Genomic DNA, 24,045 nt, shown 5'->3' with positions numbered 1-24,045 from the left:
GCGCTGTTTTGTCGGGTAGATCGGTGTGGAGTTCTTCGCGGGCACGCCCGCTCCCACAAGTCCTGCACAGTTCTCACCGCCGCCGCTTTACCTGTGGGAGCGGGCGTGCCCGCGAAAAGGCCGGAGCAGACGCTATCAATACTTGAACCTGACGATAACCTCAGAGCATCGCGTCACGCAACCGCGGGGTCAGCTCCTCGAACAGGGTCTGCACCGAGCGCAACGCCCGGCAGTCCGGGCGGGTCAGCAGCCACAGCTGGGTGTCGCAACCCGGCAGCGGTCCGCTCAGCGCATCCACCCCGGGCAGCGCGTGCACCATGTAGTCCGGCAACGCTGCCACGCCGAGCCCGGCCGTGACCAGCTGGGCGATGGTCGACATGCCGCTGCACTGGTAGCGCGGGCTCAAACCCGGGTGCTGCTGGTTGCGCCAGACCACCGTAGGGTGGTCCTGCATCGAGTCGTCGGGGGCGATCCACGGCACGCTGGCAGGTGATTCGGCCAGGCGCTCGCGCCACTGCGGCTGGCCGCAGATCACGTAGGAGGTGGACCCCAGGTTGCGGCCCACCAGGTGCTCCGGCGGCGTGTTGGTCAGGCGCAGGGCAATGTCGGCATCGCGCCGGCTGAGGTTGGCGAAGGTATTGGAAGTGCCCATCTCCAGCGACAAGGCCGGGTAGTTGGGCATGAACTCGGCCAGCGCCGGCAGCAGCAGGCTGTGCATCACCGCCTCGGTACAGGTCAGGCGCACGGTGCCGCTGACCACCTGCTCGCCACTGGTCATGGCGATGCGCGCCGCCTCCAGCGCCTGCTCGGCGCGTTCGGCCTGCTCGGCCAGGGCCTGGGCGGTGTCGGTCGGCAGGTAGCCTTTGCGGCTCTTGACGAACAAGGCTGTGCCCAGCGCCGACTCCAGCCGGCGGATCGAGCGGAACACCGTCGAAACATCGACCTTGAGCAACTCGGCAGCCTTGGCCAGCGAGCGGCCACGTTCCAGGGCCAGGACCAGGGAGAGGTCGGCATGGGTAATCTGATATTGCATTGGTGCACGCTCTGCTTGCCGAATTGCCAATGTCTGTTGCGTTTTGGCCATTTTATAGTGAAACGGCCCCCGGGAATCAATGCGCCCGGTCGGGTAACCAATCCCCACGATGGGAAAGTGAAAAGAACAACAGCTGCAACCATCGTCGCCCGTGAGGCGCCAGCCGTATCCCCCACATCGCCGCAGCAAATCAAAGGATGTACAGCCATGACGTCGGTAACCCCGTGCGCCAGTTCTTCCAGCGAGATGAATGACTTCCTCCAGGCCCATCCGGACACGCAGTACGTCGACCTGCTGATCTCCGACATGAACGGCGTGGTACGTGGCAAGCGCATCGAGCGGGCCAGCCTGCACAAGGTGTACGAGAAGGGCATCAACCTGCCGGCATCGCTGTTCGCCCTGGACATCAACGGGTCCACCGTCGAGAGCACCGGCCTTGGCCTGGACATCGGCGATGCCGACCGCATCTGCTTCCCGATCCCCGGCACGCTGTCGGACGAGCCGTGGCAGAAGCGCCCCACCGCCCAGCTGCTGATGACCATGCACGAACTGGATGGCCAGCCGTTCTTCGCCGACCCGCGCGAAGTACTGCGCCAAGTGGTGAGCAAGTTCGATGACCTGGGCCTGGATATCTGCGCCGCGTTCGAGCTGGAGTTCTACCTGATCGACCAGGACAACCTCAACGGTCGCCCGCAGCCGCCGCGCTCGCCGATTTCCGGCAAACGCCCGCAGTCGACCCAGGTGTACCTGATCGACGACCTCGATGAATATGCCGACTGCCTGCAGGACATGCTCGAAGCGGCCAAGGAGCAAGGCCTGCCCGCCGACGCCATCGTCAAGGAAAGCGCCCCGGCACAGTTCGAGGTCAACCTGCATCATGTTGCCGACCCGCTGAAGGCCTGCGACTACGCGATCTTGCTCAAGCGCCTGATCAAGAACGTTGCCTACGACCATGAAATGGACACCACCTTCATGGCCAAGCCCTACCCGGGCCAGGCAGGCAATGGCCTGCACGTGCACATTTCGTTGCTGGACAAGAAAACCGGCAAGAACATCTTCGCCAGCGACGACCCGCTGCAAAGCGACGCGCTGCGCCATGCCATCGGTGGTGTGCTGGAGACCATGCCGGCGTCGATGGCCTTCCTCTGCCCGAACATCAACTCCTACCGCCGCTTCGGCGCGCAGTTCTACGTGCCCAATGCGCCAAGCTGGGGCCTGGACAACCGTACCGTGGCGGTGCGCGTGCCCACCGACAGCAGCGACAACGTGCGCCTCGAGCACCGCGTGGCCGGTGCCGACGCCAACCCCTACCTGATGCTCGCGGCGATCCTCGCCGGTGTTCACCACGGCCTGACCAACCAGGTCGAGCCGCAGGCACCGATCGAAGGCAACTCCTACGAACAGCTGGAGCAGAGCCTGCCGAACAACCTGCGCGATGCCCTGCGCGCGCTGGACGACAGCGAAGTCCTCAACCAATACATCAGCCCGGACTACATCGATATCTTCGTGGCCTGCAAGGAAAGCGAACTGGCCGAGTTCGAAGTGTCGATTTCCGACCTCGAGTACAACTGGTACCTGCACACGGTGTAAGCCCATGAGCGCAAATGCGGTCCCCTTGATCGGTGTCAGCGCCTGCCGCCAGCAGGTGGGGAACAACTCGTCGCATACGGTAGGCGACAAGTATGTCGAGGCGGCCGGCTTTGCCGGCTTGCCATTGATCTTGCCGGCCCGTGACGGGGGCAGCGACACGCAGGCGCTGCTGGTCCGTCTGCACGGCATTGTTTTTACCGGGTCACCTTCAAATATCGAACCGCATCATTACAATGGCGCCCCCAGCGCGACGGGTACCCGACACGATCTGGCACGCGATCGCCTGACCCTGCCGTTGTTGCAGGCGGCCATTGCCGCCGGTGTGCCGGTGTTCTGTATCTGCCGTGGCTACCAGGAATTGAACGTGGCCCTGGGCGGCAGCCTGCACCAGCGCGTGCAGGAGCTGCCCGGCTACCTTGACCACCGTGAACCTGAGGACGCACCCCTGGAGGTGCAATACGGCCCTCGTCACCTTGTCGGCATCGAGCCTGGCGGGTTGTTCGAGCGCCTGGGCCTGGCGGCGCAGTTCGAGGTCAACTCGCTGCACAGCCAGGGCATCGACCGCCTGGCCCCGGGCCTGCGCGTCGAGGCACGGGCCCCGGATGGCCTGATCGAAGCAGTGTCCATGCCTGCGGCGCCGGGTTTTGTGCTCGGCGTGCAGTGGCACCCGGAGTGGCGATTTACCGAAAACCCGGTCTCGCTGCGCCTGTTCCAGGCGTTTCGCGAGGCCTGCATTGCTTACGCTACACGGGAGGGCGCACGGCAGGAGGCATTCTGACGTCACCCGAAGGTCTCGGATGACTTGTTCCCGGCAGCAAGCTTTCAATGAGTGAAAGCGGGCCTTGTACGCAAGGCCTGTGAAAACAATTCCAAAATTTACGGCAAATACTCATGAGCAATTACACAGAAGCCGGCCGCCCACCCGACGTGGCGGCCGACGCGGGCAACACCCAGCGCAGCAAGGGCCTGGCCACCGGCCGGCTGGGCTTGCTGGCCAGCGTGGTGCTGGGCATTTCCACCATCGCCCCGGTCTACACCCTTACCGGTGCCCTTGGCCCGACCGTGCGTGAAGTGGGCGCGCACCTGCCGGCGGTGTTCATCGTCGGCTTCCTGCCGATGCTGCTGGTAGCCTTGGGCTACCGCGAACTGAACTCGGCGGAGCCGGACAGCGGTACTTCGTTTACCTGGTCGGCGCGTGCCTTCGGCCCGATGATCGGCTGGATCGGTGGCTGGGGCCTGGTGGTCGCCACCACCATCGTGTTGTCGAACCTGGCAGGGGTGGCGGTCGACTTCTTCTACCTGTTCCTTGGCCAGATCACCGGCAAGCATGAACTGGCGGCCTTGGCCGACAACCTGCTCATCAACATAACCACCTGTTGCGTTTTCATCGCCCTGGCGGTGTGGATCTGCTGCCGCGGCATGACCACCACCATGACCGTGCAATACGGCCTGGTGGCCCTGCAGTTGCTGGTGCTGATCGGCTTTGCCTTTGCCGCTTTCGGCGAAACCACTGCGCCGCCACCGCTGGAATTCGATTTCGCCTGGTTCAACCCGTTCGGCGTCGAATCGTTCTCGGCCTTTGCCGCCGGGCTGTCGCTGTCGATCTTTATCTTCTGGGGCTGGGACGTGTGCCTGACTGTCAGCGAGGAATCGGTCGGCAGTGACGAGGTGCCGGGCAAGGCGGCCACCTGGACCGTGCTGCTGATCCTCGGCCTGTACCTGTTCACCGCGATTGCCACCCTGCAGTTTGCCGGTATCAGCGAACAAGGCCTGGGCCTCAACAACCCGCGCATCCAGGAAAACGTCTTCGCCCACCTGGCCGGTCCGGTCATGGGGCCGCTGGCGATCCTGATGTCCATCGCCGTGCTGGCCAGTACTGCGGCGTCGCTGCAGTCGACCTTCGTGTCGCCGGCGCGCACCCTGTTGGCCATGGGTTACTACGGTGCGGTGCCGCAGAAGTTCGCCAGCGTCTGCCCTCGTTCGCAGACCCCGCGTTACGCCACTATCTGCGCCGGCGTGGCCGCGGGCCTGTTCTACGTGACCATGCGCACCCTGAGCGAGAACGTGTTGGCAGATACCATCACTGCACTGGGCATGATGATCTGCTTCTACTATTCGCTGACGGCCTTCGCCTGTGTCTGGTACTTCCGCCACAGCCTGTTCGACAGCCTGCGCCACTTCCTGATGCGCGGCCTGTGCCCGCTGGTGGGTGGGGTGATCTTGTCGGTTATCTTCGTGCGTACCGCCATCGACAGCGCCTCGCCGGACTTCGGCAGCGGCTCGCATGTGGGTGGGCTGGGGCTGGTGTTCGTGATCGCCGCGATCATCTCGGTGCTGGGGATAGTGCTGATGATGCTGTCGCGCCTGCGCGCGCCGGCGTACTTCCTGGGGGCTACCCTGCGTCAGCAGGCTACCTTGCCACTGCAGGAATAAATGATTGGGGCCGCTTTGCGGCCCTTCGCGGGCACGCCCGCTCCCACAGGTACAGCACAGGCCTCAAAGGAAGTGAGTAACCTGTGGGAGCGGGCGTGCCCGCGAAGGGCTGCAAAGCAGCCCCATGGGGTCTATCAGGAGAGCAGTTCTTTCAGCAGCCCGCTGTTGCGCTGTTGCTGCTTCTTCAGCACCAGGCGGTTCGAGCGGAACACTGCCTTCAAGTCTTCCAGCGCCACGTCGAAGTCATCGTTGATGATCACGTAGTCATACTCGTCGTAATGCACCATCTCGCTGACCGCTTCCTTCATGCGCCCGGCGATGATCTCTTCGCTGTCCTGCCCGCGGCCATCCAGGCGCTCGCGCAGGGCCTGCTGGCTCGGCGGCAGGATGAACACCGACAAAGCCTCGGGCATCAGCTTGCGTACCTGCTGGGCGCCTTGCCAGTCGATTTCCAGGATCAGGTCATTGCCCTGGTCGAGTACCTCTTGCAGCGCGCTGCGCGAAGTCCCGTAGAAATTGCCGAACACTTCGGCGTGCTCGAGGAAGTCACCCTTGGCGATCAGCCCCTTGAAGTCGTCATGGCTGACGAAGTGGTAGTTCACGCCGTGCTGCTCGCCCGGGCGCATGGCGCGGGTGGTGTGCGAGACCGAGACGCTTACGCGCTTGTCGGCCTTGATCAGGGCGGTGACCAGGCTGGTCTTGCCGGCGCCCGAAGGGGCCGAAACGATGTAGAGGGTGCCGCTGCTGTGGTTCATGGTCGGGGTGGCCTTACTCGATGTTCTGTACTTGTTCACGCATCTGTTCGATCAATACCTTCAGGTTGACCGCCGCTTGCGTGCTGCGTGGGTCGAAGGCCTTGGAGCCGAGGGTGTTGGCCTCGCGGTTGAGTTCCTGCATCAGGAAGTCCAGGCGCCGGCCGGCGGCGCCGCCACCCTTGAGCACTCGGCGCACTTCGGTGACGTGGGTGCTGAGGCGGTCGAGTTCCTCGGCCACGTCGCTCTTCTGGGCCAGCAGCACCATCTCCTGCTCCAGGCGCTGCGGGTCGAGTTCGGCCTGCATGTCGCCGAAGCGGTCGAGGATCTTCTGCCGCTGAGCTGCCAGCATCTGCGGCACCAGGGCGCGCAGGGTGGTGACTTCGCTGGCCATGTTGTCCAGGCGTTCGTTGATCAGCCGGGCCAGTTCCTGGCCTTCGCGCTGGCGCCCGGCCTTGAGCTCGGCCAGTGCTTCATCGAACAGCGCCATGGCTTCGGTATTCAGTGCCTGCGGGTCGCTGGCGTCGGCCACCAGCACGCCTGGCCACGACAGCACCTCCAGCGGGTTCAGTGGTGCCGGCTGCTTGATCAGGCCGGCCACTTCCTCGGCGGCGGCAACCAGCTGCGCGGCGCGCTCGCGGTCCACCTTCAGCGGTTTGCCGTTGCTGTCTTCGTTGAGGCGCAAGGTGCATTCCACCTTGCCCCGCGACAGGCCCTGGCGCAGGCCTTCGCGCACGGCGCCTTCGAGGTCGCGCAGGGCCTCGGGCAGGCGCAGGTGCGGCTCCAGGTAACGGTGGTTGACCGAACGCAGCTCCCAGACCAGGGTGCCTTGGCTGCCGGCGCGCTCGACACGAGCAAAAGCGGTCATGCTGTGCACCATGGGGAGTACCTCGCGTATATGAATGAACGGTGGGAGCCTCTCGGCTGCAAGGCGCAGGATTGTAGCGCAGTGGGGCCTTGGCGCCCAATCCACCCATGTTACCGACGGGTGGCCTGGCCGGCAGGAAAAGGCGACGGGCTGTGTCGGGCGCGACAATAGGCATGTCTTCCCCGGGCCGTGGGCTCTATAATGCTCGGCAGATTCAAAGTCCCAGTACAGGTATCCCAGATGAAACGTCCAAGTGGTCGCGCCGCCGATCAGCTCCGCTCGATCCGCATCACCCGCAACTACACCAAGCACGCCGAAGGGTCGGTACTGGTCGAGTTCGGTGACACCAAGGTCATCTGCACGGTCAGCGTGGAAAACGGTGTGCCGCGCTTCCTCAAAGGCCAGGGCCAAGGTTGGCTGACCGCCGAATACGGCATGCTGCCGCGTTCCACCGGCGAGCGTAACCAGCGCGAAGCCAGCCGTGGCAAGCAGGGTGGCCGCACCCTGGAAATCCAGCGCCTGATCGGCCGTTCGCTGCGCGCCGCGCTGGACATGAGCAAGCTCGGTGACATCACCTTGTACGTCGACTGCGACGTGATCCAGGCCGATGGTGGCACCCGTACCGCATCCATCACCGGTGCCATGGTCGCCCTGTGCGACGCCCTGGCGGTGATCAAGAAGCGCGGTGGCCTGAAGGCCGGCAACCCGCTCAAGCACATGATCGCCGCAGTGTCGGTGGGCATGTACCAGGGCGAAGCGGTGCTCGACCTGGACTACCTGGAAGACTCCGCCGCCGAAACCGACCTGAACGTGGTCATGACCAGCGCCGGTGGTTTCATCGAAGTGCAGGGTACTGCCGAAGGCGCGCCGTTCCAGCCTGAAGACTTCAACGCCATGCTCGCCCTGGCACAGAAGGGCATGAGCGAGATCTTCGAACTGCAGCAGGCGGCACTGGCCGACTGAACCCAGCCAGGGAGGTGCGGGGCATGAGCGAATCGAACCTGTCGATCACCCCGCCCAATGCCGAAATCCGGCAGTGGGCGATGTTCTGCCACCTCTCCGCGCTGCTGGGCCTGGTGGTGCCGCTCGGGCACTTGCTGGGCCCGCTGGTGCTGTGGCACCTCAAGCGCGAGCAAGACCCTTTCATCGACGCCCAGGGCAAAGAGGCGCTGAATTTTCAGATCAGCGTGACCATTGCCGGGTTCATCTGCTTCCTGCTGATGTTCGTGTTCATCGGGCTGGTGCTGTTCGCCATGCTGATGGTCGCGGTGATGATCCTGATCATCATTGCGGCTGTGCGGGCGAATGAGGGCAAGCCGTATCGCTACCCGATGATCTGGCGGCCGATCAAATAGCAGTTAGGGCCGCTCTGCGGCCCATCGCCGGCAAGCCAGCTCCCACAAGGATCACCACAGTTTTTGAAACCTGTGGTGTACCTGTGGGAGCTGGCTTGCCGGCGATGGGCTGCAAAGCAGCCCCAATCGCATTCAAATGGTCAACGTCCAGTCATAGTCGACGATCAGCGGCGCATGCTGGGAGAAGCGCGGCTGACGCGGCAGGCGGGCATTGCGCACGAAGCGGCGCAGGCCCGGGGTGAGGATCTGGTAGTCGAACCGGTAGCCCAGGTTGAGCATCTCGGCCTGCTCGTTGTCCGGCCACCAGCTGTACTGGTCGCCCTCACGGCTGACTTCGCGCAGGGCATCGACGTAACCCATCTCGCCAGTGATCGCGTCCATCCAGGCACGCTCCGGCGCCAGGAAGCCCGGCGACTGCTGGCTGTCACGCCAGTTCTTGATGTCGAGCTTCTGCTGCGCCACGTAGAACGAGCCGCAGTAGATGTATTCGCGACGCTTGCGACGCTGTTTGTCCAGGTACTTGGCGAAGTCGTCCATCAACTTGAACTTCTGGTTCAAGTCTTCGTCGCCGTTCATACCCGAAGGCAGCAGCAGGCTGGCAATACTGACTTTGTCGAAATCTGCTTGCAGGTAACGCCCGTAGCGGTCGGCTGTCTCGAAGCCCAGGCCGGTGATGACTGCCTTGGGCTGCATGCGCGAATACAGGGCCACACCACCTTGGGCAGGCACCTCCGCGTCGCAGGCATAAAGGAAATAGCCATCGAGCTGGAAAGCTGGGTCATCGAGTTCAAAGGCCGAGGCGCGGGTATCCTGAAGGCAGATGACGTCGGCATTCTGAGCTTGCAGCCAGCTGAGCAAACCACGCTCGGCCGCAGCCTGAATGCCATTTACGTTCACACTGATGATCCGCATAAATGGCCCCAAAAATCTCGTGCGTGTATGATACCCGAGCTCAACCCATTTAGCTAAATCCGTGGTGTCCGGGACTATCCATGCAGCCGTATCAGCGCGACTTCATCCGTTTTGCCATCGATCGCGGGGTACTGCGTTTCGGTGAATTCACCCTGAAATCGGGGCGTACCAGCCCGTATTTCTTCAATGCCGGCCTGTTCAACACCGGTTCCGCCCTGGCCGAACTGGGCCGTTGCTATGCCGCAGCCATCGTCGACAGCAAGATCCCGTTCGATGTGCTGTTCGGCCCGGCCTACAAAGGTATCCCGCTGGCAGCGACTACTGCCGTGGCCCTTGCCGATCAGCATCAGCTCGACGTGCCATGGTGCTTCAACCGCAAGGAAGCCAAGGACCACGGTGAAGGTGGCAGCCTGGTCGGTGCACCGCTGGCAGGTGACGTGCTGATCATCGACGATGTGATCACCGCCGGTACCGCCATTCGTGAGGTCATGCAGATCATCAATGCCCAGCAGGCCAAGGCCGCTGGCGTGCTGATCGCGCTGAACCGCGAAGAGCGCGGCAATGGCGAGCTGTCGGCGATCCAGGAAGTGGAGCGTGACTTCGGTATCCCTGTGGTCAGCATCGTTTCGCTTACCCAGGTGCTGGAGTTCCTGGCCGATGACCCACAGCTGAAGCAGCATCTGCCAGCTGTCGAGGCTTACCGGGCGCAGTACGGTATCTGATCCGGGCCCGGAAATGAAAAAGGCGACCTTCTTGTGAAGGTCGCCTTTTTTGTTTCTGTCTGCACCGGCCTCATCGCCGGCAAGCCAGCTCCCACAAATACCCCACAGGTTTCGAATCTTGTGGGATCTCTGTGGGAGCTGGCTTGCCGGCGATAGGGCCAGTGCAGGCTAACCAACCAATCAGCGCTGCTTGCGGTTGGTGATCAGGGTACCCACGCCGCTGTCGGTGAAGATCTCCAGCAGCACCGCATTCGGCACGCGGCCATCGATGATGTGCGAGCTGTTGACGCCGCCCTGCACCGCATCCAGCGCGCACTTGATCTTCGGCAGCATGCCGCCGTAGATGGTGCCGTCGGCGATCAGCTCGTTGACCTGCTCGGTGGTAAGGCCGGTCAGTACCTCGCCCTGCTTGTCCATCAGGCCGGCGATGTTGGTCAGCAGCATCAGCTTCTCGGCCTTCAGCGCTTCGGCTACCTTGCCTGCCACCAGGTCGGCGTTGATGTTGTACGACTCACCATTGGCACCCACGCCGATCGGCGCGATCACCGGGATGAAGTCGCCCTTCACCAGCATGTTCAGCAGGTCGGTGTTCACGCTTACCACTTCGCCAACGTGGCCGATGTCGATGATTTCCGGGGTGGTCATCTCGGGCGTCTGGCGGCTGACGGTCAGCTTGCGGGCGCGGATCAGCTCCGCGTCCTTGCCGGTCAGGCCGATGGCGCTGCCGCCGTGGCGGTTGATCAGGTTGACGATATCCTTGTTGACCTGGCCACCCAGCACCATCTCCACCACGTCCATGGTCGCCGAGTCGGTGACGCGCATGCCGTCGATGAAGTGGCTTTCGATCGACAGGCGCTTGAGCAGGTCGCCGATCTGCGGGCCACCACCGTGGACCACCACCGGGTTGATGCCCACAGCCTTCATCAGCACGATGTCACGGGCGAAGCCGGTCTTGAGCTCCTCGCTCTCCATCGCGTTGCCGCCGTACTTGATCACCAGGGTCTTGCCGACAAAGCGGCGGATGTAAGGCAGTGCTTCGGACAAAACCTCGGCTACATGGGAAGCGGCATCGCGATCGAGGGTCATGCAGGGCTCCTGTAAGGAACAGATAGTCGGTCAGAACGGCAGTTGCAGCTCAGGCTCAACCCGCAGCAACTGAGTACGGAAAACATCCTTGATACGTTGCAATTCGGCGTCGCTGTCGGCCTCGAAGCGCAGCACCAGCACCGGGGTGGTGTTGGAGGCGCGAACCAGGCCCCAGCCGTGGGCGTAATCCACCCGCACACCGTCGATGGTGGTCAGGTTGGCTTCGCCCCAGTCGGCGTCGCGTTGCAGTGCATCAATGATGCTGAATTTACCCTCGTCGGTCACATCAATATTGATTTCCGGCGTGGAAATATCGTTCGGGAACGCGGCGAACAGGTTTTCGGCGCTCTGCCCGGCCTTGCTGAGGATCTCCAGCAGGCGTGCAGCGCTGTAGATGCCGTCGTCGAAACCGTACCAGCGTTCCTTGATGAAGATGTGACCGCTCATCTCGCCGGCCAGCAGCGAGCCGGTCTGCTTCATCTTCTTCTTGATCAGCGAGTGACCGGTCTTCCACATCAGAGCGCGGCCGCCGTGCTGCTCGATCAGCGGGGTCAGGCGACGGGTGCATTTGACGTCGAAGATGATCTCGGCGCCCGGGTTGCGCGATAGCACGTCCTGGGCAAACAGCATCAGCAGGCGGTCTGGGTAGACGATGCTGCCGGTGTTGGTCACCACGCCGACGCGGTCGCCGTCACCGTCGAAGGCCAGGCCGATGTCGGCGCCGGTTTCCTTGACCTTGGCGATCAGGTCTTCGAGGTTTTCCGGCTTGCCCGGGTCCGGGTGGTGGTTGGGGAAGTTGCCGTCGACCTCGCAGAACAGCGGGATCACTTCGCAGCCAAGGGCTTCGATCAGTTGCGGCGCGACCACGCCGGCGGCACCGTTGCCGCAGTCCACTACCACCTTGAGCTTCCTGGCCAGCTTCACGTCTTCGACGATCTGCTGGAAGTAGCGGTCAAGGATCTCGACCTTTTCCACGCGGCCTTCGGCGCGGGTCAGGTCGTTGGTTTTCAGGCGCGTCAGCAGGGCCTGGATCTGTTCGTTGGCCAGGGTATCGCCGGCGATGACGATCTTGAAGCCGTTGTAGTCCGACGGGTTGTGGCTGCCGGTCAGCATCACACCGGACTTGCCGGCCAGCACGTTGGCTGCGTAGTACAGCGCCGGGGTGGGCACCAGGCCGACGTCGCTGACCTGGCAGCCGGCATCGACCAGGCCCTTGATCAGCTGTTCGACCAGCATCGGGCCGGACAGGCGGCCATCGCGGCCGACCGAAACCTTCGGTTCGCCCTGGGCCAGGCTCTGCGCGCCGATGGCGCGGCCGATCCAGTAGGCGGTTTCGGCGTGAAGGGTTTTGCCGACCACGCCGCGAATGTCATACGCGCGGAAAATGCTGTCTGGCAGTGCGGCGGGTACCAGGTGGGCCATGTCGTTCATCTCTGGAAGCTCCATTAGTCAAAGGCTTTCTGGGCAGGCGCAAACTGAACGCTTGGACGGTGGTTTCGCCAGAGAGTTCGCCATCCTTGGCCTGAACGGTCATTTCTCGGCTCAGTGGCTGCCGGAATGGCCGAAGCCGCCAGCACCGCGCTGGCTTTCATCGAACGCTTCGACGATGTCGAAATGGGCCTGTACCACCGGTACCAGCACCAGCTGGGCAATGCGCTCGCCAACGGCGATGGTGAACGGGGTGTTGCCGCGGTTCCAGCACGACACCATCAACTCGCCCTGGTAGTCCGAGTCGATCAGCCCGACCAGGTTGCCCAGCACGATGCCGTGCTTATGGCCCAGGCCCGAGCGCGGCAGGATTACCGCCGCCAGGCCCGGGTCGCCGATGTAGATCGACAGGCCGGTGGGGATCAGCAGGGTCTGGCCTGGCTCGAGGACGGTGTCTTCCTTGAGCAGGGCGCGCAGGTCCAGGCCGGCGGAGCCGGGGGTGGCGTACTGCGGCAGGGGGAATTCGGTGCCCAGGCGTGGGTCGAGGATCTTGGCTTGAAGAGCGTGCATGTAACTTATTGAACCTGATTGAGCCGTTCGGCGATGAAGGCGAGCAGTTGCCGGGCAATCTTGCCCTTGCTGGTCTGCGCGAAGAGGGTCTGGTGCTGCTGGCGGTCGATCACGGTCAAGGCGTTTTCCTCGCTGTTGAAGCCGATGCTGGGGTTGGCCACATCATTGGCGACGATCAGGTCGAGGTTCTTGTCCTTGAGCTTGCGCGTGGCGTAATCGAGCAAGTGCTCGGTCTCGGCGGCGAAACCGACGCTGAACGGGCGGTCGGCGCGGCCAGCGATGGTGGCAAGGATATCGGGATTGCGCACCATCTGCAGCAGCATGCCGTCGCCGGTCGTAGGATCTTTCTTCAATTTTTGCGTGGCAACGACTTCCGGGCGGTAGTCCGCAACCGCCGCAGAGGCGATGAACAGGTCGCACGGCATGGCCGCTTCACAGGCCGCGAGCATGTCCCGCGCGCTGACCACGTCGATACGGCTGACCCGGTCGGGGGTTGGCAGGTGCACCGGGCCAGTGACGAGGGTCACCCGAGCCCCGGCTTCGGCGGCTGCTTCGGCCAGGGCGAAGCCCATCTTGCCGGAGCTATGATTGGTGATGTAGCGCACCGGGTCGATGTTTTCCTGGGTCGGGCCGGCGGTGATCAGCACGTGCTTGCCGGTCAGTGCCTGGCGCTTGAAGCTTTCCGCGGCACACCAGGCCAGGTCGGTGGCTTCGAGCATGCGGCCCAGGCCGACATCGCCACAGGCCTGGCTACCGGACGCCGGGCCGAACACCTGGATGCCACGGCTCTTGAGCAGTTCGAGGTTGGCTTGGGTGGCCGGGTCGCGCCACATGGCCTGGTTCATGGCCGGGGCCACGGCGACGGTGGCATCGGTAGCCAGCACCAGGGTGGTCAGCAGGTCGTCGGCCATGCCTTGGGCCATGCGCGCCATGAGGTCGGCGGTGGCCGGGGCGATCAGCACCAGGTCGGCCCATTTGGCCAGTTCGATGTGGCCCATGGCCGCTTCGGCGGCAGGGTCGAGCAGGTCCATGTGCACCGGGTGGCCCGACAGCGCCTGCAGGGTCAGCGGGGTGATGAACTCTGCACCACCACGGGTCATGACGACGCGCACCTGCGCGCCGTGCTCCAGGAGTCGGCGAATCAGTTCGGCGCTTTTGTAGGCGGCAATGCCGCCACCCACGCCGAGAACGATGCGCTTGCGATACAGCCGCTGCATAGGCTTGCCTTTTTCCAGTGAGAGCGGGCGGCGACGTTTGAAAATGCCTGCGGCAGAACGTCGCATGTACGAGGCGAAATAGATTAACACAGGGCCGAAATGGGCCGCAGCAAAGGCAGAGGGGCGGGATGAATATCAGGGAGTGGCCGGCTGAAGAGCGGCCGAGGGAGAAGTTGCTGCAGCGTGGGGCCGGTAGCCTGACGGACGCCGAATTGCTGGCTGTATTTCTCGGCTCAGGTGTGCGTGGGCGCAATGTCGTGGAGCTGGCGCGAGGTCTGCTCGTGAAGTTCGGGGGCTTGCGCCAGTTGCTGGAGGCCGACCGTGAGGCTTTCGTCGGCGAGCTTGGGTTGGGCCCGGTGAGGTTCAGCCAGCTGCAGGCGCTGCTGGAGATCGGGCGCAGGCACCTTGCAACTTCGATTGAGCGTGAATCCGCGATGGACAGCCCGGCAACGGTGAGGCGCTATTTGAAAGCGATGCTGCGACATGAAGTCAGCGAGGTGTTCGGGTGCCTCTTTCTCGATACCAAGCACAGGCCGTTGGCGTTTGAGATTCTCTTCCGAGGCACGATAGATCGGGCCAGCGTCTACCCGCGGGAAGTGGTGCGGCGGGCATTGCTGCATAACGCAGCGGCCTTGATCCTGTGCCACAACCACCCCTCGGGCAACAGTGAGCCCAGCCAGGACGATGTGCACTTGACCCTGTCGCTGAAGCGGGGGCTGGCGTTGATCGATGTGCGGGTTCTGGATCACATCATCATCGGTGACGGGGAGCCGCTGTCGATGGTCGAGCATGGGTGGATTGTGGCTTAGGCATTTGTGCTGCCTGTCCCGGCCTCTTCGCGGGCTCGCCCGCTCCCACAGGTATCGCGCCAACCTTGAGTGTTGTGCTGTCCCTGTGGGAGCGGGCAAGCCCGCGAAGAGGCCGGTGCAGGCTTACTTGTTCACTGACACCTTGCTGAAATCCAACCGCCCGAACGGGCTCACCTGGTACCCCTCGACCCCTTGGCGCAGCAGGGTCGCCGCCGTGGGGTGCGCCAGCGGCACCCACAGCGCCTGCTGCTGGATCAGCGTCTGTGCCTGCTGGTAAAGCCGGCTGCGCACACTCTGGTCGTTGGTGGTGCGCCCGGCGCTGATCAACTGGTCCAGGCGGCTGTCGCAGAAGCGTGCGAAGTTGGTCCCCGACTGCACCGCTGCGCAGGAAAACTGCGGGCTGAGGAAGTTGTCCGGGTCGCCGTTGTCACCCGCCCAACCCATGAACAGCAAGTCATGCTCGCCCGCCTTGGCGCGGCGGATCAGCTCGCCCCACTCGATCACGCGGATCTCTGCCTTGACGCCAATCTTGGCCAGGTCGGCCTGCAGCATCTGCGCACCGAGGCTGGGGTTGGGGTTGAGCAGGCTGCCCGACGGGCGGGTCCAGATCGTGGTGCTGAAGCCCTCGGCCAGGCCGGCCTTGGTCAGCAGGGCCTTGGCTTTCTTCAGGTCCAGCGGGTAGCCGGGCAGGTCTTTGGCGTAGCTCCAGGTGTTGGGCGGGTAGGGGCCGTTGGCGGCCACCGCGGAGTCTTCGAACACGGCCTTGAGGTAGGCCTGCTTGTCGAAGGCCAGGTTGATGGCCTGGCGCACTTCCGGCTTGTCCAGCGGCGGGTGCTGGCTGTTGATGGCGACGAAGGCGGTCATGAACGCCGGGGTGGTGGCCACCTGGAGGTTGCCGTCCTTGCCGGCTTCGGCGATGTCCAGCGGCTTGGGCGACAACGCGACCTGGCACTCGCCGCGCTTGAGCTTCTGCAGGCGCACGTTGGCATCGGTGGTGATGGCGAAGATCAGCGGGTCGACCGCCGGCTTGCCGGCGAAGTAGTCGGGGTTGGCGCGATAGCGCACCACGGCGTCCTTCTGGAAGCGCTGGAAGATGAACGGCCCGGTGCCGACCGGCTGACTGTTGAGCTTCTCCGGCGTGCCGGCCTTGAGCAGTTTGTCGGCGTACTCGGCGGAGTAGATCGAGGCGAAGCCCATGCTCAGGGTGGCCAGGAAGGTGGCGTCCGGGTGGCTGAGGGTGAAGCGCACGGTGTTCGGTGCCGGCGCCTCGATTGCCTTGATCAGGCTGCCCAGTTGCAGCGACTGGGCATGCGGGTAGCCGCCTGGCGCAGTCTTGTGCCAGGCATGGGCGGGGTAGAGCATGCGCTGGAAGCTGAACAGCACATCGTCGGCGTTCAGTGCGCGGCTTGGCTTGAAGTAGGCGGTGGTGTGGAATTTCACGTCATCGCGCAAGGTGAAGTCGTAGATCAGGCCGTCGGCCGATACCGTCCAACTGGTCGCCAGGCTCGGCACCACCTTGCCTTGCGCCGCGTCGAACTCCACCAGGCGGTTCATCAGCACATCGGCCGTGGCGTTGGTGGTGGTCAGCGAGTTGTACTGCACCACGTCGAAGCCTTCGGGGCTGGCCTCGCTGCAGACGCTCAGCGGGGCGGCCTGGGCAACGCCGGCGGCGAACAGGGCGCCGGCGGCGAACAAGGAGTTGAACAATAAGGAAAGGGCGGCAGCACGCATAGTGGCTCCTTGGCTGTCAGTGGCCCATCTGCCAGTGCAGTCTGGAAAAGGCCTACCCTAGTGTGCCCGTCGGAAAATGACCACACCCTTTTTTACAAAATTGGCGACGGGCGGTCGACGGCTGGCGGGGCCTGCCGCTATGCTGGCCCGGCGCGTTCCGGCTCGTGACAATGTGCATCTAATGTTGTTGCGGCCAAGTCTTTCTGGTATAAAGCAGCGCTCTTTTCTAGGGGCTCGGCCTGTCGCATAAGCGGATCCGGTCGATAAGACCTCCAGAATCACGGCGCCTAGGCGCCAAAGACTGAGAGATTAAGCGGCCAACCCATGCCGGGTTGGGCATGTGGTTTTAGAGGGCTGAGTCATGTCGAGAGTCTGTCAAGTTACTGGTAAGGGTCCAGTAACCGGGAACAACATTTCCCACGCAAACAACAAAACCCGTCGTCGTTTCCTGCCGAACCTGCAGCACCACCGTTTCTGGGTTGAATCCGAGAAGCGTTTCGTGCGTCTGCGCGTATCTGCCAAAGGCATGCGCGTTATTGACAAGCGTGGTATCGACGTAGTGCTGGCCGAGCTGCGCGCTCGCGGCGAAAAGTTCTAAGGAGAACGTCATGCGTGAATTGATCCGTCTGGTTTCGAGTGCTGGCACTGGCCACTTCTACACCACCGACAAGAACAAGCGCACCACTCCGGACAAAATCGAGATCAAGAAATACGATCCGGTTGTTCGCAAGCACGTGGTGTACAAGGAAGCCAAGATCAAGTAATTGATCGGCGACCTGAAAAAACCCGCATCCGAAAGGAGGCGGGTTTTTTTATGCCTGTGCTGGCCTCTTCGCGGGTAAACCCGCTCCCACAGGTACATCACAAGCCTTTAGGGCGGTGAAATCCTTGTGGGAGCGGGTTCACCCGCGAAGAGGCCGGCACAGCCTCAAATCATTTCTGCTCGAACATCACATAGATCTTGCGGCAAGGCTCCAGCACCTCCCAGGTGCCCTTGAATCCGGCCGGGATGACAAACCGATCACCGGCACGCAGGGTCTTGGCTCCGCCATCCTGGTCACGCAGCACCGAAACGCCCTGGACGATCTCGCAGTACTCATGCTCGGTGTAGTTCACCGTCCACTGCCCCACCTCGCCTCCCCACACGCCCGCGGCAAACTGCCCGCAGGGGCTGGAATAATGGTTGTAGACAGCCTGGTCGGGCTCGCCCTTGAGGATTTTTTCCGCCGCCGGGCGGTAGCGTTCGGCCTCGGTAATGACCTGCGCGAAGTCGATGATGCTGTCGATGCTCATGGTTCGGCTCCTGTTGTTGTTTAATAAAATGCACATGAGTAGGCTTTTGAGCCATTCGTGTCAAATATATTGATAGTTTACACGGGCTGGTTTAGGGTGTCGGTAGCTAAAATGCCCTCGACGCTTGGGCAGAATTCTGACAACGCCTGTGAGTCCTCAGTGCGGCGTTGCACCTATACAAGAGGAGGAGTTTCGTATGACCACCCTGACTCGTGCGGACTGGGAACAACGTGCCCAGCAACTGAAGATCGAAGGCCGTGCCTTCATCAACGGCGAATACACCGATGCCGCATCCGGTGAAACCTTCGAGTGCCTGAGCCCGGTCGACGGACGCTTCCTGGCCAAGGTTGCCAGCTGCGACCTGGCCGATGCCAACCGCGCTGTGGAAAACGCCCGTGCCACCTTCAACTCCGGCGTGTGGTCGCAGTTGGCCCCGGCCAAGCGCAAGGCCAAGCTGATCCGCTTCGCCGACCTGCTGCGCAAGAACGTCGAAGAGCTGGCGCTGCTGGAAACCCTGGACATGGGCAAGCCGATCGGCGACTCCTCCAGCATCGACGTACCTGGCGCGGCCAATGCCATTCACTGGACTGCCGAAGCCATCGACAAGGTCTACGACGAAGTCGCCCCAACCCCGCATGACCAGCTCGGCCTGGTCACCCGCGAAGCGGTGGGTGTGGTCGGTGCCATCGTACCGTGGAACTTCCCGCTGCTGATGGCCTGCTGGAAGCTCGGCCCGGCCCTGGCCACCGGTAACTCGGTAGTGCTCAAGCCGTCCGAAAAATCGCCGCTGACGGCCATTCGCATCGCCCAGCTGGCCATCGAAGCCGGTATCCCGGCTGGCGTGCTGAACGTGCTGCCAGGCTACGGCCACACCGTGGGCAAGGCCCTGGCCCTGCACATGGACGTCGACACCCTGGTATTCACCGGTTCGACCAAGATCGCCAAGCAGCTGATGGTTTACGCGGGCGAATCGAACATGAAGCGCATCTGGCTGGAAGCCGGCGGCAAGAGCCCGAACATTGTCTTCGCTGACGCTCCGGACCTGCAAGCTGCCGCCGAAGCTGCCGCCAGCGCCATCGCCTTCAACCAGGGCGAAGTGTGCACCGCCGGCTCGCGCCTGCTGGTCGAGCGTTCGATCAAGGACAAGTTCCTGCCGATGGTGGTCGAGGCCCTGAAAGGCTGGAAGCCAGGCAACCCGCTGGACCCACAGACCACTGTCGGTGCCCTGGTCGACACCCAGCAGATGAACACCGTGCTGTCGTACATCGAGGCTGGCCACAAGGACGGCGCCAAGCTGCTGGCCGGCGGCAAGCGCACCCTGGAAGAAACCGGTGGCACTTATGTCGAGCCGACCATCTTCGACGGCGTGACCAACGCCATGAAGATCGCCCAGGAAGAAATCTTCGGCCCGGTGCTGTCGGTGATCGCTTTCGATACCGCCGAAGAAGCCGTCGCCATTGCCAACGACACGCCGTATGGCCTGGCCGCTGGCATCTGGACCTCGGACATCTCCAAGGCCCACAAGACCGCCCGTGCCGTGCGTGCTGGCAGCGTCTGGGTCAACCAGTACGACGGCGGCGACATGACCGCGCCGTTCGGTGGCTTCAAGCAGTCGGGCAACGGCCGTGACAAGTCGCTGCATGCGCTGGAGAAGTACACCGAGCTGAAGGCGACCTGGATCAAGTTGTAATCCCAGGGGGCCGCGTTGCGGCCCAATCGCCGGCAAGCCAGCTCCCACAAGTTATTCGCAGCCCTTGAGGCCAGCGCTGTACCTGTGGGAGCTGGGCTTGCCGGCGATGGGCTGCACAGCAGCCCCAAAAATAGCCGGGTCGGCTCACGCTGCCCCGGCTTCGTCGTTTTTGCTGTTCAAGAATTCTGCCTGGGAGGCTGCAATGCGTTGGGGTACCTACTTCGCCGTACTGGCATCGGTGCTAAGCGTCGGGCTGGCACTCGGCGTGAGCATGCCGCTGGTATCCCTGCGCCTGGAGGCCTGGGGCTACGGCAGCTTCGCCATCGGCGTGATGGCTGCAATGCCGGCGCTGGGCGTGCTGGTAGGTGCCAGCCTGGCCAGCCGCCTGGCCGGCTGGGTCGGCGTGCCCTCGGCCATGCGCCTGTGCCTGTGGGGCGGGGCGCTGTCGATCGGCCTGGTCGCACTGCTGCCCAGCTACCCGCTGTGGCTGCTGTTGCGGCTGCTGATCGGTATGTCACTGACCGTGGTGTTCATCCTCGGCGAAAGCTGGATCAACCAACTGGTGATCGAGCAATGGCGCGGCCGCTTGGTGGCGCTGTATGGCAGCAGCTATGCGCTCAGCCAGCTGGCCGGGCCGCTGGTGCTGGGCTTTCTCGGCTCGGATGACGACTTCGGCTTCTGGGCCGCTACCGGCCTGCTGCTGGTGGCGCCGCTGATTCTCCTGGGCCGTGGCGGGGCACCCAGCACAGAGGCCTGCAGCGTCACCTTCGGCGACCTGTTCGCCTTCTGCCGGCGCTTGCCGGTGATCGCCTGGGCCATTGCCCTATTTGCCTCGTTCGAGGCGATGATCCTTACCTTGCTGCCGGTGTATTGCCTGCAGCAAGGCTTTACCACTGAAATCGCCCTGTTCATGGTCAGTACCGTGGTGGTGGGCGATGCGGTGCTGCAACTGCCCATCGGTGCGCTGGCCGACCATATGTCGCGGCGCGCCCTGTTCACCGGCTGTGCGGTGACCCTGCTAGTATCCAGCCTGGCGATTCCGTTGCTGCTGCATACACCGGCGATCTGGCCGCTGTGGGTGCTGTTCGGGGCCAGTGCGGGGGGCTTGTTCACCTTGTCGCTGGTGCTGATTGGTGAGCGCTACCGGGATGATGCGCTGGTGCGGGCCAACGCCCATGTGGCGCAGCTGTGGGGTATTGGCTGCCTGCTCGGGCCGCTGCTGGCCGGGGCAGGCAGCCAGTGGATCAGCGGGCATGCGTTGCCGTTGCTGATGGCGGCGGGGGCCGCGGGGTTGGTGGTGTTGACCCGGCGGCGCGGGGCCTTCGAGCCTGCCTCTGCCTGATGGTTTTTTGGGCCGCTTTGCGCCCCATCGCCGGCAAGCCAGCTCCCACAGGTTCTCCATAGGCCTTGAATGCTGTGCAGTCCCTGTGGGAGCTGGCTTGCCGGCGATGAGGCCATCAGCTACAGCATCTTCTCCAAGCCTACCGCCTTGCTGATCCAGGCATTGAACCGCCGCCACATCCCGCCCGGTTCGGATGTGAGCATGCGCCGCCTGCCATTTTCCTCGGTCACCCACACCATCTGGTTACCCACCAGCGTCGGCTGATAGCTCAAGGCCGGGGCCATGCCCTGTACCGCCAGCGCGCGGGTGTACTCGGCCAGCTCCGGGCTGTCCACCAGCACCCCGACCTCGGTATTCCACAACACCGAACGCGGGTCGAAGTTGAACGAGCCGATGAAGGTCTTGCGCCGGTCGAACACGATCGCCTTGCTGTGCAGGCTCGAGTCCGAACTGCCATGGAAGCTCAAGCTGTGCCGGGCGCTGGGGTCGCCTGGTTGGCGGCGCAGCTCGTACAGCTGCACGCCATGCTCCAGCAGCGCCCGCCGATACGGCGCATAGCCGCCATGCACCGCCGGCACGTCGGTAGCCTCCAGCGAGTTGGTCAGCAGCTTGACCGATATGCCCGCGTCGGCGCTGTGGGTCAGGTACAGCAGGCCGGACTCGCCGGGCACGAAGTACGCCGATACCAGGATCAGCTCGTGTTGCACCTTGCTCAAGTCAGGGGCCAGTTGCTGGGTCAGCAGCAGTTGCGGGTCCGGTTCGTCATCGGCCAGCACCTTGCTCGGCGCATCCCACAGCGCCTGGGCATGGGCCCAGATAAGCTCGTTGCGCCACACATCCAGGCGTGGCTGCGACTGGTAGGCCATCAAGCGGTCATACAGGGCTTTGCGCTGGGTCCTGGCTTCGGCCAGTGAAACTTCCAGGCGGTGGCGGCTGGCGCGCAGGTCGCTGGCATCCGGGTCGCGCCAGAGGAAGTCGGTAATCGGCCGGCTCAGGGCGCTGTTCCAGTATTGGTCGAAGCTGTGGCCGAGCTGTTCGGCCACCGGGCCGACGCCCAGCAAGTCGATGTCGGTGAAGTTGAGGTTGGGTTCGGCATCGAAATACTCATCGCCCAGGTTGCGCCCGCCGACGATGGCCATGCTGTTGTCCACCAGGAACAGCTTGTTGTGCATGCGTCGGTGCTGGCGCGACAGGTTGAACAGGCGGCCCACACCGCGCGTCACGCCGGTGCTGCGGCCCAGGTGCAGCGGGTTGAACACGCGTATCTGAATGTTCGGGTGGGCATCGAGGGTGCCCATGATGACGTCCAGGCCGTCGCTGGTGGTGTCGTCGAGCAGGATGCGCACGCGCACGCCACGGTCGGCGGCGCGCAGCAGTTCATGCACCAGGGCGCGGGTGCTGAGGCCATCGTGGACGATGTAGTACTGCAAGTCGATGCTCGCCTGGGCGTTGCGGATCAGTTCGGCGCGGGCGCGGAACGCCTCGTTGCTGTTGGGCAGCAGGCGAAAGCCCGAGCGGCCGCCGTAGGGAGCGGCCTGGCGCAGAACCGAACGGCCGAAGGCCGAGTCGTTGGCCGGCAGCGCCTGGCTGGTTTCGCGGGGCGTGCCGACGCTGGCGCAGCCGGCGAGGCCGAGCAGTAGCACCAGCAGCAGAGGCAGGGCTCGCTGGAGTCTCAAGGGTGGATCGTCCTGTGCAGCAAAGGCTTGATAGGTTGGACCGTGGCGGGCGGCGCAAAGTTACGCGCCGGCGCTTTCTTCATCCAGTAGACGAAGGGCGGTTTCACCAACCTTGCGCACGGCGGCTTCGATCTGCGGCGTCGGCCGCGCGGCGAAGTTCATGCGCAGGCAGTGGCGGAACTTGCCCGAGGCCGAAAAGATGCTGCCCACGGCAACCTGTACGTCCTGCTCCAGTAAAGCCCGGTTCAGGCGCAGCGTATCGAAATGTTCGGGTAATTCCACCCACAACATGAAGCCACCTTGCGGCCGGCTGACCCGGGTGCCCGCCGGGAAGTAGCGGGTTACCCAGTCGCTCATCAGGTCGCGGCCACGCTGGTACTGGCTGCGCATGCGCCGCACGTGGGGTTGGTAGTGCCCGCCGGCGATGAAGTCGGCAATGGCCAACTGCGGCTGGCTGGCCGTGCTGCCGGTGCTGATGTACTTCATGTGCAGCACCCGCTCCAGATAACGACCGGGCGCCACCCAGCCTATCCGCAGGCCGGGGGCGAGGGTCTTGGAGAACGAACTGCAAAGCAGCACGCGGCCGTCGTCGTCAAACGACTTGAGGGTGCGTGGGCGCGGGTAGGTGTAGGCCAGGTCGCCGTATACATCATCTTCGAGGATCGCCACGTCGTAGCGCTGGGCCAGGCTCAGCAGGGCCTTCTTGCGGGCCTCGGGCATGATGTAGCCGAGCGGGTTGTTGCAGCTGGGGGTGATCTGGATGAGCTTGATCGGCCACTGCTCCAGGGCCAGCTCCAGCGCCTCCAGGCTGATGCCGGTGACCGGGTCGGTGGGGATTTCCAGGGCTTTCATGCCCAGGCCCTTGAGGGTCTGCATGGCGCCGTGGAAGCTGGGGGAGTCGACCGCGACGATATCGCCCGGCTCGCACACCGCGCGAATGCTGCATGACAGCGCCTCATGGCAGCCGGTGGTTATCACCAGGTCGCCCGGGCCCAGGCGGCAGCCGGAGTCGAGCGTCAGCCGGGCCACCTGTTCGCGCAGGGCCAGGTTGCCGTGGATGTTGTCGTAGTACAGGCCGGGCATGTCCTGCCGCCGGCTCAGCTGGGCGAGGCTGCGCAGCAGTGGCTTGAGGGTGGGGCTGTCGATGTCGGGCATGCCGCGGCCGAGCTGGATCACGCCCTGGCGTGGGGTGCTGCGCACCAGTTCCAGCACCTGCTCCCATTGCGAGATGTCTACCGGGCGCTGGGCCGGGCGGCTGACGGCGGGCAGGGCTGGCAGATGGCGGTGGTCGTTGACGAAGTAGCCGGACTTGGGCCGGGGCGAGACCATGCCGCTGTCTTCCAGCATGCGGTAGGCCTGCTGCACGGTGCTCAGGCTGACCCCGTGCTCCACACTCAGGGCGCGCACTGACGGCAGGCGCTGGCCGGGGCGGTAGAGGCCCTGTTCAATGCGCGCACCGAGCAGCTCGGCGAGGTTCAGGTAAAGGGTCACGGCATACTCCTTCGCTGCAATAGCGTGGCGACCGGTACAGTTGCACT

22 protein-coding genes and 1 pseudogene are annotated in these 24,045 nt (G+C 63.8%); 11 read left to right on the top strand and 12 right to left on the bottom strand.

What is annotated here, in order from left to right; all coding sequences use genetic code 11:
- Positions 1–160: 160 nt before the first annotated feature.
- A complete protein-coding gene (locus tag CAG34_RS06225) occupies positions 161–1,033 on the bottom strand; it encodes a LysR family transcriptional regulator (RefSeq protein ID WP_085588812.1) in 873 nt (290 codons plus the stop codon).
- 207 nt (positions 1,034–1,240) lie between these two features.
- Here CAG34_RS06225 and CAG34_RS06220 point away from each other — a divergent pair, with 207 nt between their 5' ends.
- From CAG34_RS06220 to CAG34_RS06210, 3 genes are all read left to right on the top strand, one after another.
- Positions 1,241–2,623, top strand: a complete 1,383-nt coding sequence (locus CAG34_RS06220) for a glutamine synthetase family protein (RefSeq protein ID WP_015272334.1) — start codon at positions 1,241–1,243, stop codon at positions 2,621–2,623.
- Between the two features lie 4 nt (positions 2,624–2,627).
- Entirely contained in the window at positions 2,628–3,401 is a 774-nt protein-coding gene (locus CAG34_RS06215) for a gamma-glutamyl-gamma-aminobutyrate hydrolase family protein (RefSeq protein WP_085588810.1), read from the top strand.
- A gap of 113 nt (positions 3,402–3,514) precedes the next feature.
- Complete coding sequence (locus CAG34_RS06210; protein WP_013974795.1) at positions 3,515–5,056, top strand: APC family permease; 1,542 nt, start codon at positions 3,515–3,517, stop codon at positions 5,054–5,056.
- A gap of 134 nt (positions 5,057–5,190) precedes the next feature.
- Here CAG34_RS06210 and gmk read toward each other — a convergent pair whose 3' ends face one another.
- Positions 5,191–5,811, bottom strand: coding sequence for a guanylate kinase (gene gmk, locus CAG34_RS06205; protein ID WP_085588808.1), 621 nt, complete (start codon positions 5,809–5,811; stop codon positions 5,191–5,193).
- Between the two features lie 13 nt (positions 5,812–5,824).
- Positions 5,825–6,688: a YicC/YloC family endoribonuclease gene (locus CAG34_RS06200; RefSeq protein ID WP_025341114.1), complete on the bottom strand. Its 864-nt coding sequence runs from the start codon at positions 6,686–6,688 to the stop codon at positions 5,825–5,827.
- Between the two features lie 228 nt (positions 6,689–6,916).
- Between CAG34_RS06200 and rph the strand changes: the two genes are divergently transcribed.
- Together rph and CAG34_RS06190 are read left to right on the top strand one after the other, a co-directional pair.
- Positions 6,917–7,639: a ribonuclease PH gene (gene rph / locus CAG34_RS06195; RefSeq protein ID WP_013974792.1), complete on the top strand. Its 723-nt coding sequence runs from the start codon at positions 6,917–6,919 to the stop codon at positions 7,637–7,639.
- Positions 7,640–7,662: 23 nt separating this feature from the next.
- Entirely contained in the window at positions 7,663–8,031 is a 369-nt protein-coding gene (locus CAG34_RS06190; RefSeq protein WP_003258195.1) for a DUF4870 domain-containing protein, read from the top strand.
- 132 nt (positions 8,032–8,163) lie between these two features.
- Here the strand turns inward: CAG34_RS06190 and CAG34_RS06185 are convergent, their stop codons facing one another.
- Positions 8,164–8,943: an exodeoxyribonuclease III gene (locus tag CAG34_RS06185; protein WP_003253401.1), complete on the bottom strand. Its 780-nt coding sequence runs from the start codon at positions 8,941–8,943 to the stop codon at positions 8,164–8,166.
- A gap of 80 nt (positions 8,944–9,023) precedes the next feature.
- Here CAG34_RS06185 and pyrE point away from each other — a divergent pair, with 80 nt between their 5' ends.
- On the top strand, positions 9,024–9,665 hold the full coding sequence (gene pyrE / locus CAG34_RS06180) for an orotate phosphoribosyltransferase (protein ID WP_003253405.1): 642 nt from the start codon (positions 9,024–9,026) through the stop codon (positions 9,663–9,665).
- A 180-nt stretch (positions 9,666–9,845) separates the two neighbouring features.
- Here the strand turns inward: pyrE and argB are convergent, their stop codons facing one another.
- From argB to coaBC, 4 genes and pseudogenes are all read right to left on the bottom strand, one after another.
- The gene (argB, locus tag CAG34_RS06175) at positions 9,846–10,751 is read right to left on the bottom strand and encodes an acetylglutamate kinase (RefSeq protein WP_003258198.1); all 906 of its coding nucleotides are present in this window, start codon (positions 10,749–10,751) and stop codon (positions 9,846–9,848) included.
- 30 nt (positions 10,752–10,781) lie between these two features.
- Positions 10,782–12,149: pseudogene (locus CAG34_RS06170) on the bottom strand (phosphomannomutase/phosphoglucomutase); the annotation flags it as partial.
- Between the two features lie 144 nt (positions 12,150–12,293).
- Complete coding sequence (gene dut, locus CAG34_RS06165) at positions 12,294–12,749, bottom strand: dUTP diphosphatase (protein ID WP_015272329.1); 456 nt, start codon at positions 12,747–12,749, stop codon at positions 12,294–12,296.
- A gap of 5 nt (positions 12,750–12,754) precedes the next feature.
- Positions 12,755–13,966 carry a bifunctional phosphopantothenoylcysteine decarboxylase/phosphopantothenate--cysteine ligase CoaBC gene (coaBC, locus tag CAG34_RS06160; protein WP_085588804.1) on the bottom strand — a complete coding sequence of 404 codons (1,212 nt, stop codon included), beginning with the start codon at positions 13,964–13,966 and terminating at the stop codon, positions 12,755–12,757.
- Positions 13,967–14,094: 128 nt separating this feature from the next.
- Between coaBC and radC the strand changes: the two genes are divergently transcribed.
- Entirely contained in the window at positions 14,095–14,775 is a 681-nt protein-coding gene (gene radC / locus CAG34_RS06155) for a DNA repair protein RadC (protein WP_025341108.1), read from the top strand.
- A 123-nt stretch (positions 14,776–14,898) separates the two neighbouring features.
- Here the strand turns inward: radC and CAG34_RS06145 are convergent, their stop codons facing one another.
- Positions 14,899–16,506, bottom strand: a complete 1,608-nt coding sequence (locus CAG34_RS06145; RefSeq protein ID WP_085588802.1) for an ABC transporter substrate-binding protein — start codon at positions 16,504–16,506, stop codon at positions 14,899–14,901.
- A gap of 361 nt (positions 16,507–16,867) precedes the next feature.
- On the opposite strand from CAG34_RS06145, the gene rpmB reads away from it, so the two are divergent.
- Positions 16,868–17,104 carry a 50S ribosomal protein L28 gene (gene rpmB / locus CAG34_RS06140; RefSeq protein WP_003258972.1) on the top strand — a complete coding sequence of 79 codons (237 nt, stop codon included), beginning with the start codon at positions 16,868–16,870 and terminating at the stop codon, positions 17,102–17,104.
- 10 nt (positions 17,105–17,114) lie between these two features.
- Positions 17,115–17,270 (top strand): 50S ribosomal protein L33, encoded by a 156-nt coding sequence (gene rpmG / locus CAG34_RS06135; RefSeq protein WP_003253507.1) that lies wholly within the window; start codon positions 17,115–17,117, stop codon positions 17,268–17,270.
- 169 nt (positions 17,271–17,439) lie between these two features.
- Here rpmG and CAG34_RS06130 read toward each other — a convergent pair whose 3' ends face one another.
- Positions 17,440–17,799 (bottom strand): cupin domain-containing protein, encoded by a 360-nt coding sequence (locus tag CAG34_RS06130; protein ID WP_085588800.1) that lies wholly within the window; start codon positions 17,797–17,799, stop codon positions 17,440–17,442.
- A 196-nt stretch (positions 17,800–17,995) separates the two neighbouring features.
- On the opposite strand from CAG34_RS06130, the gene CAG34_RS06125 reads away from it, so the two are divergent.
- Both CAG34_RS06125 and CAG34_RS06120 read left to right on the top strand, forming a co-directional pair.
- Positions 17,996–19,489, top strand: coding sequence for an aldehyde dehydrogenase (locus CAG34_RS06125; protein ID WP_013974786.1), 1,494 nt, complete (start codon positions 17,996–17,998; stop codon positions 19,487–19,489).
- A gap of 202 nt (positions 19,490–19,691) precedes the next feature.
- Positions 19,692–20,831: an MFS transporter gene (locus tag CAG34_RS06120; protein WP_085588798.1), complete on the top strand. Its 1,140-nt coding sequence runs from the start codon at positions 19,692–19,694 to the stop codon at positions 20,829–20,831.
- A 119-nt stretch (positions 20,832–20,950) separates the two neighbouring features.
- Here the strand turns inward: CAG34_RS06120 and CAG34_RS06115 are convergent, their stop codons facing one another.
- Both CAG34_RS06115 and CAG34_RS06110 read right to left on the bottom strand, forming a co-directional pair.
- The gene (locus CAG34_RS06115) at positions 20,951–22,507 is read right to left on the bottom strand and encodes a phospholipase D family protein (protein WP_085588796.1); all 1,557 of its coding nucleotides are present in this window, start codon (positions 22,505–22,507) and stop codon (positions 20,951–20,953) included.
- Positions 22,508–22,567: 60 nt separating this feature from the next.
- On the bottom strand, positions 22,568–23,998 hold the full coding sequence (locus tag CAG34_RS06110; RefSeq protein ID WP_170929250.1) for a PLP-dependent aminotransferase family protein: 1,431 nt from the start codon (positions 23,996–23,998) through the stop codon (positions 22,568–22,570).
- Positions 23,999–24,045: the final 47 nt, after the last annotated feature.

It is taken from the genome of Pseudomonas sp. B14(2017) (assembly GCF_002113255.1).
Lineage (GTDB): Bacteria > Pseudomonadota > Gammaproteobacteria > Pseudomonadales > Pseudomonadaceae > Aquipseudomonas > Aquipseudomonas putida_Z.
This window is presented reverse-complemented; position numbering and strand designations above follow the sequence as displayed.

Excerpts from the sequence above, each read along its gene's own strand:
- CAG34_RS06185 (WP_003253401.1), bottom strand. The coding sequence starts at position 8,943 with ATGCGGATCATCAGTGTGAACGTAAATGGCATTCAGGCTGCGGCCGAG.
- coaBC (WP_085588804.1), bottom strand. The coding sequence starts at position 13,966 with ATGCAGCGGCTGTATCGCAAGCGCATCGTTCTCGGCGTGGGTGGCGGC.
- rpmG (WP_003253507.1), top strand. The coding sequence starts at position 17,115 with ATGCGTGAATTGATCCGTCTGGTTTCGAGTGCTGGCACTGGCCACTTC.
- CAG34_RS06190 (WP_003258195.1), top strand. The coding sequence starts at position 7,663 with ATGAGCGAATCGAACCTGTCGATCACCCCGCCCAATGCCGAAATCCGG.
- CAG34_RS06130 (WP_085588800.1), bottom strand. The coding sequence starts at position 17,799 with ATGAGCATCGACAGCATCATCGACTTCGCGCAGGTCATTACCGAGGCC.
- CAG34_RS06145 (WP_085588802.1), bottom strand. The coding sequence starts at position 16,506 with ATGCGTGCTGCCGCCCTTTCCTTATTGTTCAACTCCTTGTTCGCCGCC.
- dut (WP_015272329.1), bottom strand. The coding sequence starts at position 12,749 with ATGCACGCTCTTCAAGCCAAGATCCTCGACCCACGCCTGGGCACCGAA.
- CAG34_RS06225 (WP_085588812.1), bottom strand. The coding sequence starts at position 1,033 with ATGCAATATCAGATTACCCATGCCGACCTCTCCCTGGTCCTGGCCCTG.
- CAG34_RS06120 (WP_085588798.1), top strand. The coding sequence starts at position 19,692 with ATGCGTTGGGGTACCTACTTCGCCGTACTGGCATCGGTGCTAAGCGTC.
- CAG34_RS06200 (WP_025341114.1), bottom strand. The coding sequence starts at position 6,688 with ATGGTGCACAGCATGACCGCTTTTGCTCGTGTCGAGCGCGCCGGCAGC.
- CAG34_RS06220 (WP_015272334.1), top strand. The coding sequence starts at position 1,241 with ATGACGTCGGTAACCCCGTGCGCCAGTTCTTCCAGCGAGATGAATGAC.
- rph (WP_013974792.1), top strand. The coding sequence starts at position 6,917 with ATGAAACGTCCAAGTGGTCGCGCCGCCGATCAGCTCCGCTCGATCCGC.
- gmk (WP_085588808.1), bottom strand. The coding sequence starts at position 5,811 with ATGAACCACAGCAGCGGCACCCTCTACATCGTTTCGGCCCCTTCGGGC.
- rpmB (WP_003258972.1), top strand. The coding sequence starts at position 16,868 with ATGTCGAGAGTCTGTCAAGTTACTGGTAAGGGTCCAGTAACCGGGAAC.
- CAG34_RS06125 (WP_013974786.1), top strand. The coding sequence starts at position 17,996 with ATGACCACCCTGACTCGTGCGGACTGGGAACAACGTGCCCAGCAACTG.
- pyrE (WP_003253405.1), top strand. The coding sequence starts at position 9,024 with ATGCAGCCGTATCAGCGCGACTTCATCCGTTTTGCCATCGATCGCGGG.
- radC (WP_025341108.1), top strand. The coding sequence starts at position 14,095 with ATGAATATCAGGGAGTGGCCGGCTGAAGAGCGGCCGAGGGAGAAGTTG.
- CAG34_RS06215 (WP_085588810.1), top strand. The coding sequence starts at position 2,628 with ATGAGCGCAAATGCGGTCCCCTTGATCGGTGTCAGCGCCTGCCGCCAG.
- argB (WP_003258198.1), bottom strand. The coding sequence starts at position 10,751 with ATGACCCTCGATCGCGATGCCGCTTCCCATGTAGCCGAGGTTTTGTCC.
- CAG34_RS06210 (WP_013974795.1), top strand. The coding sequence starts at position 3,515 with ATGAGCAATTACACAGAAGCCGGCCGCCCACCCGACGTGGCGGCCGAC.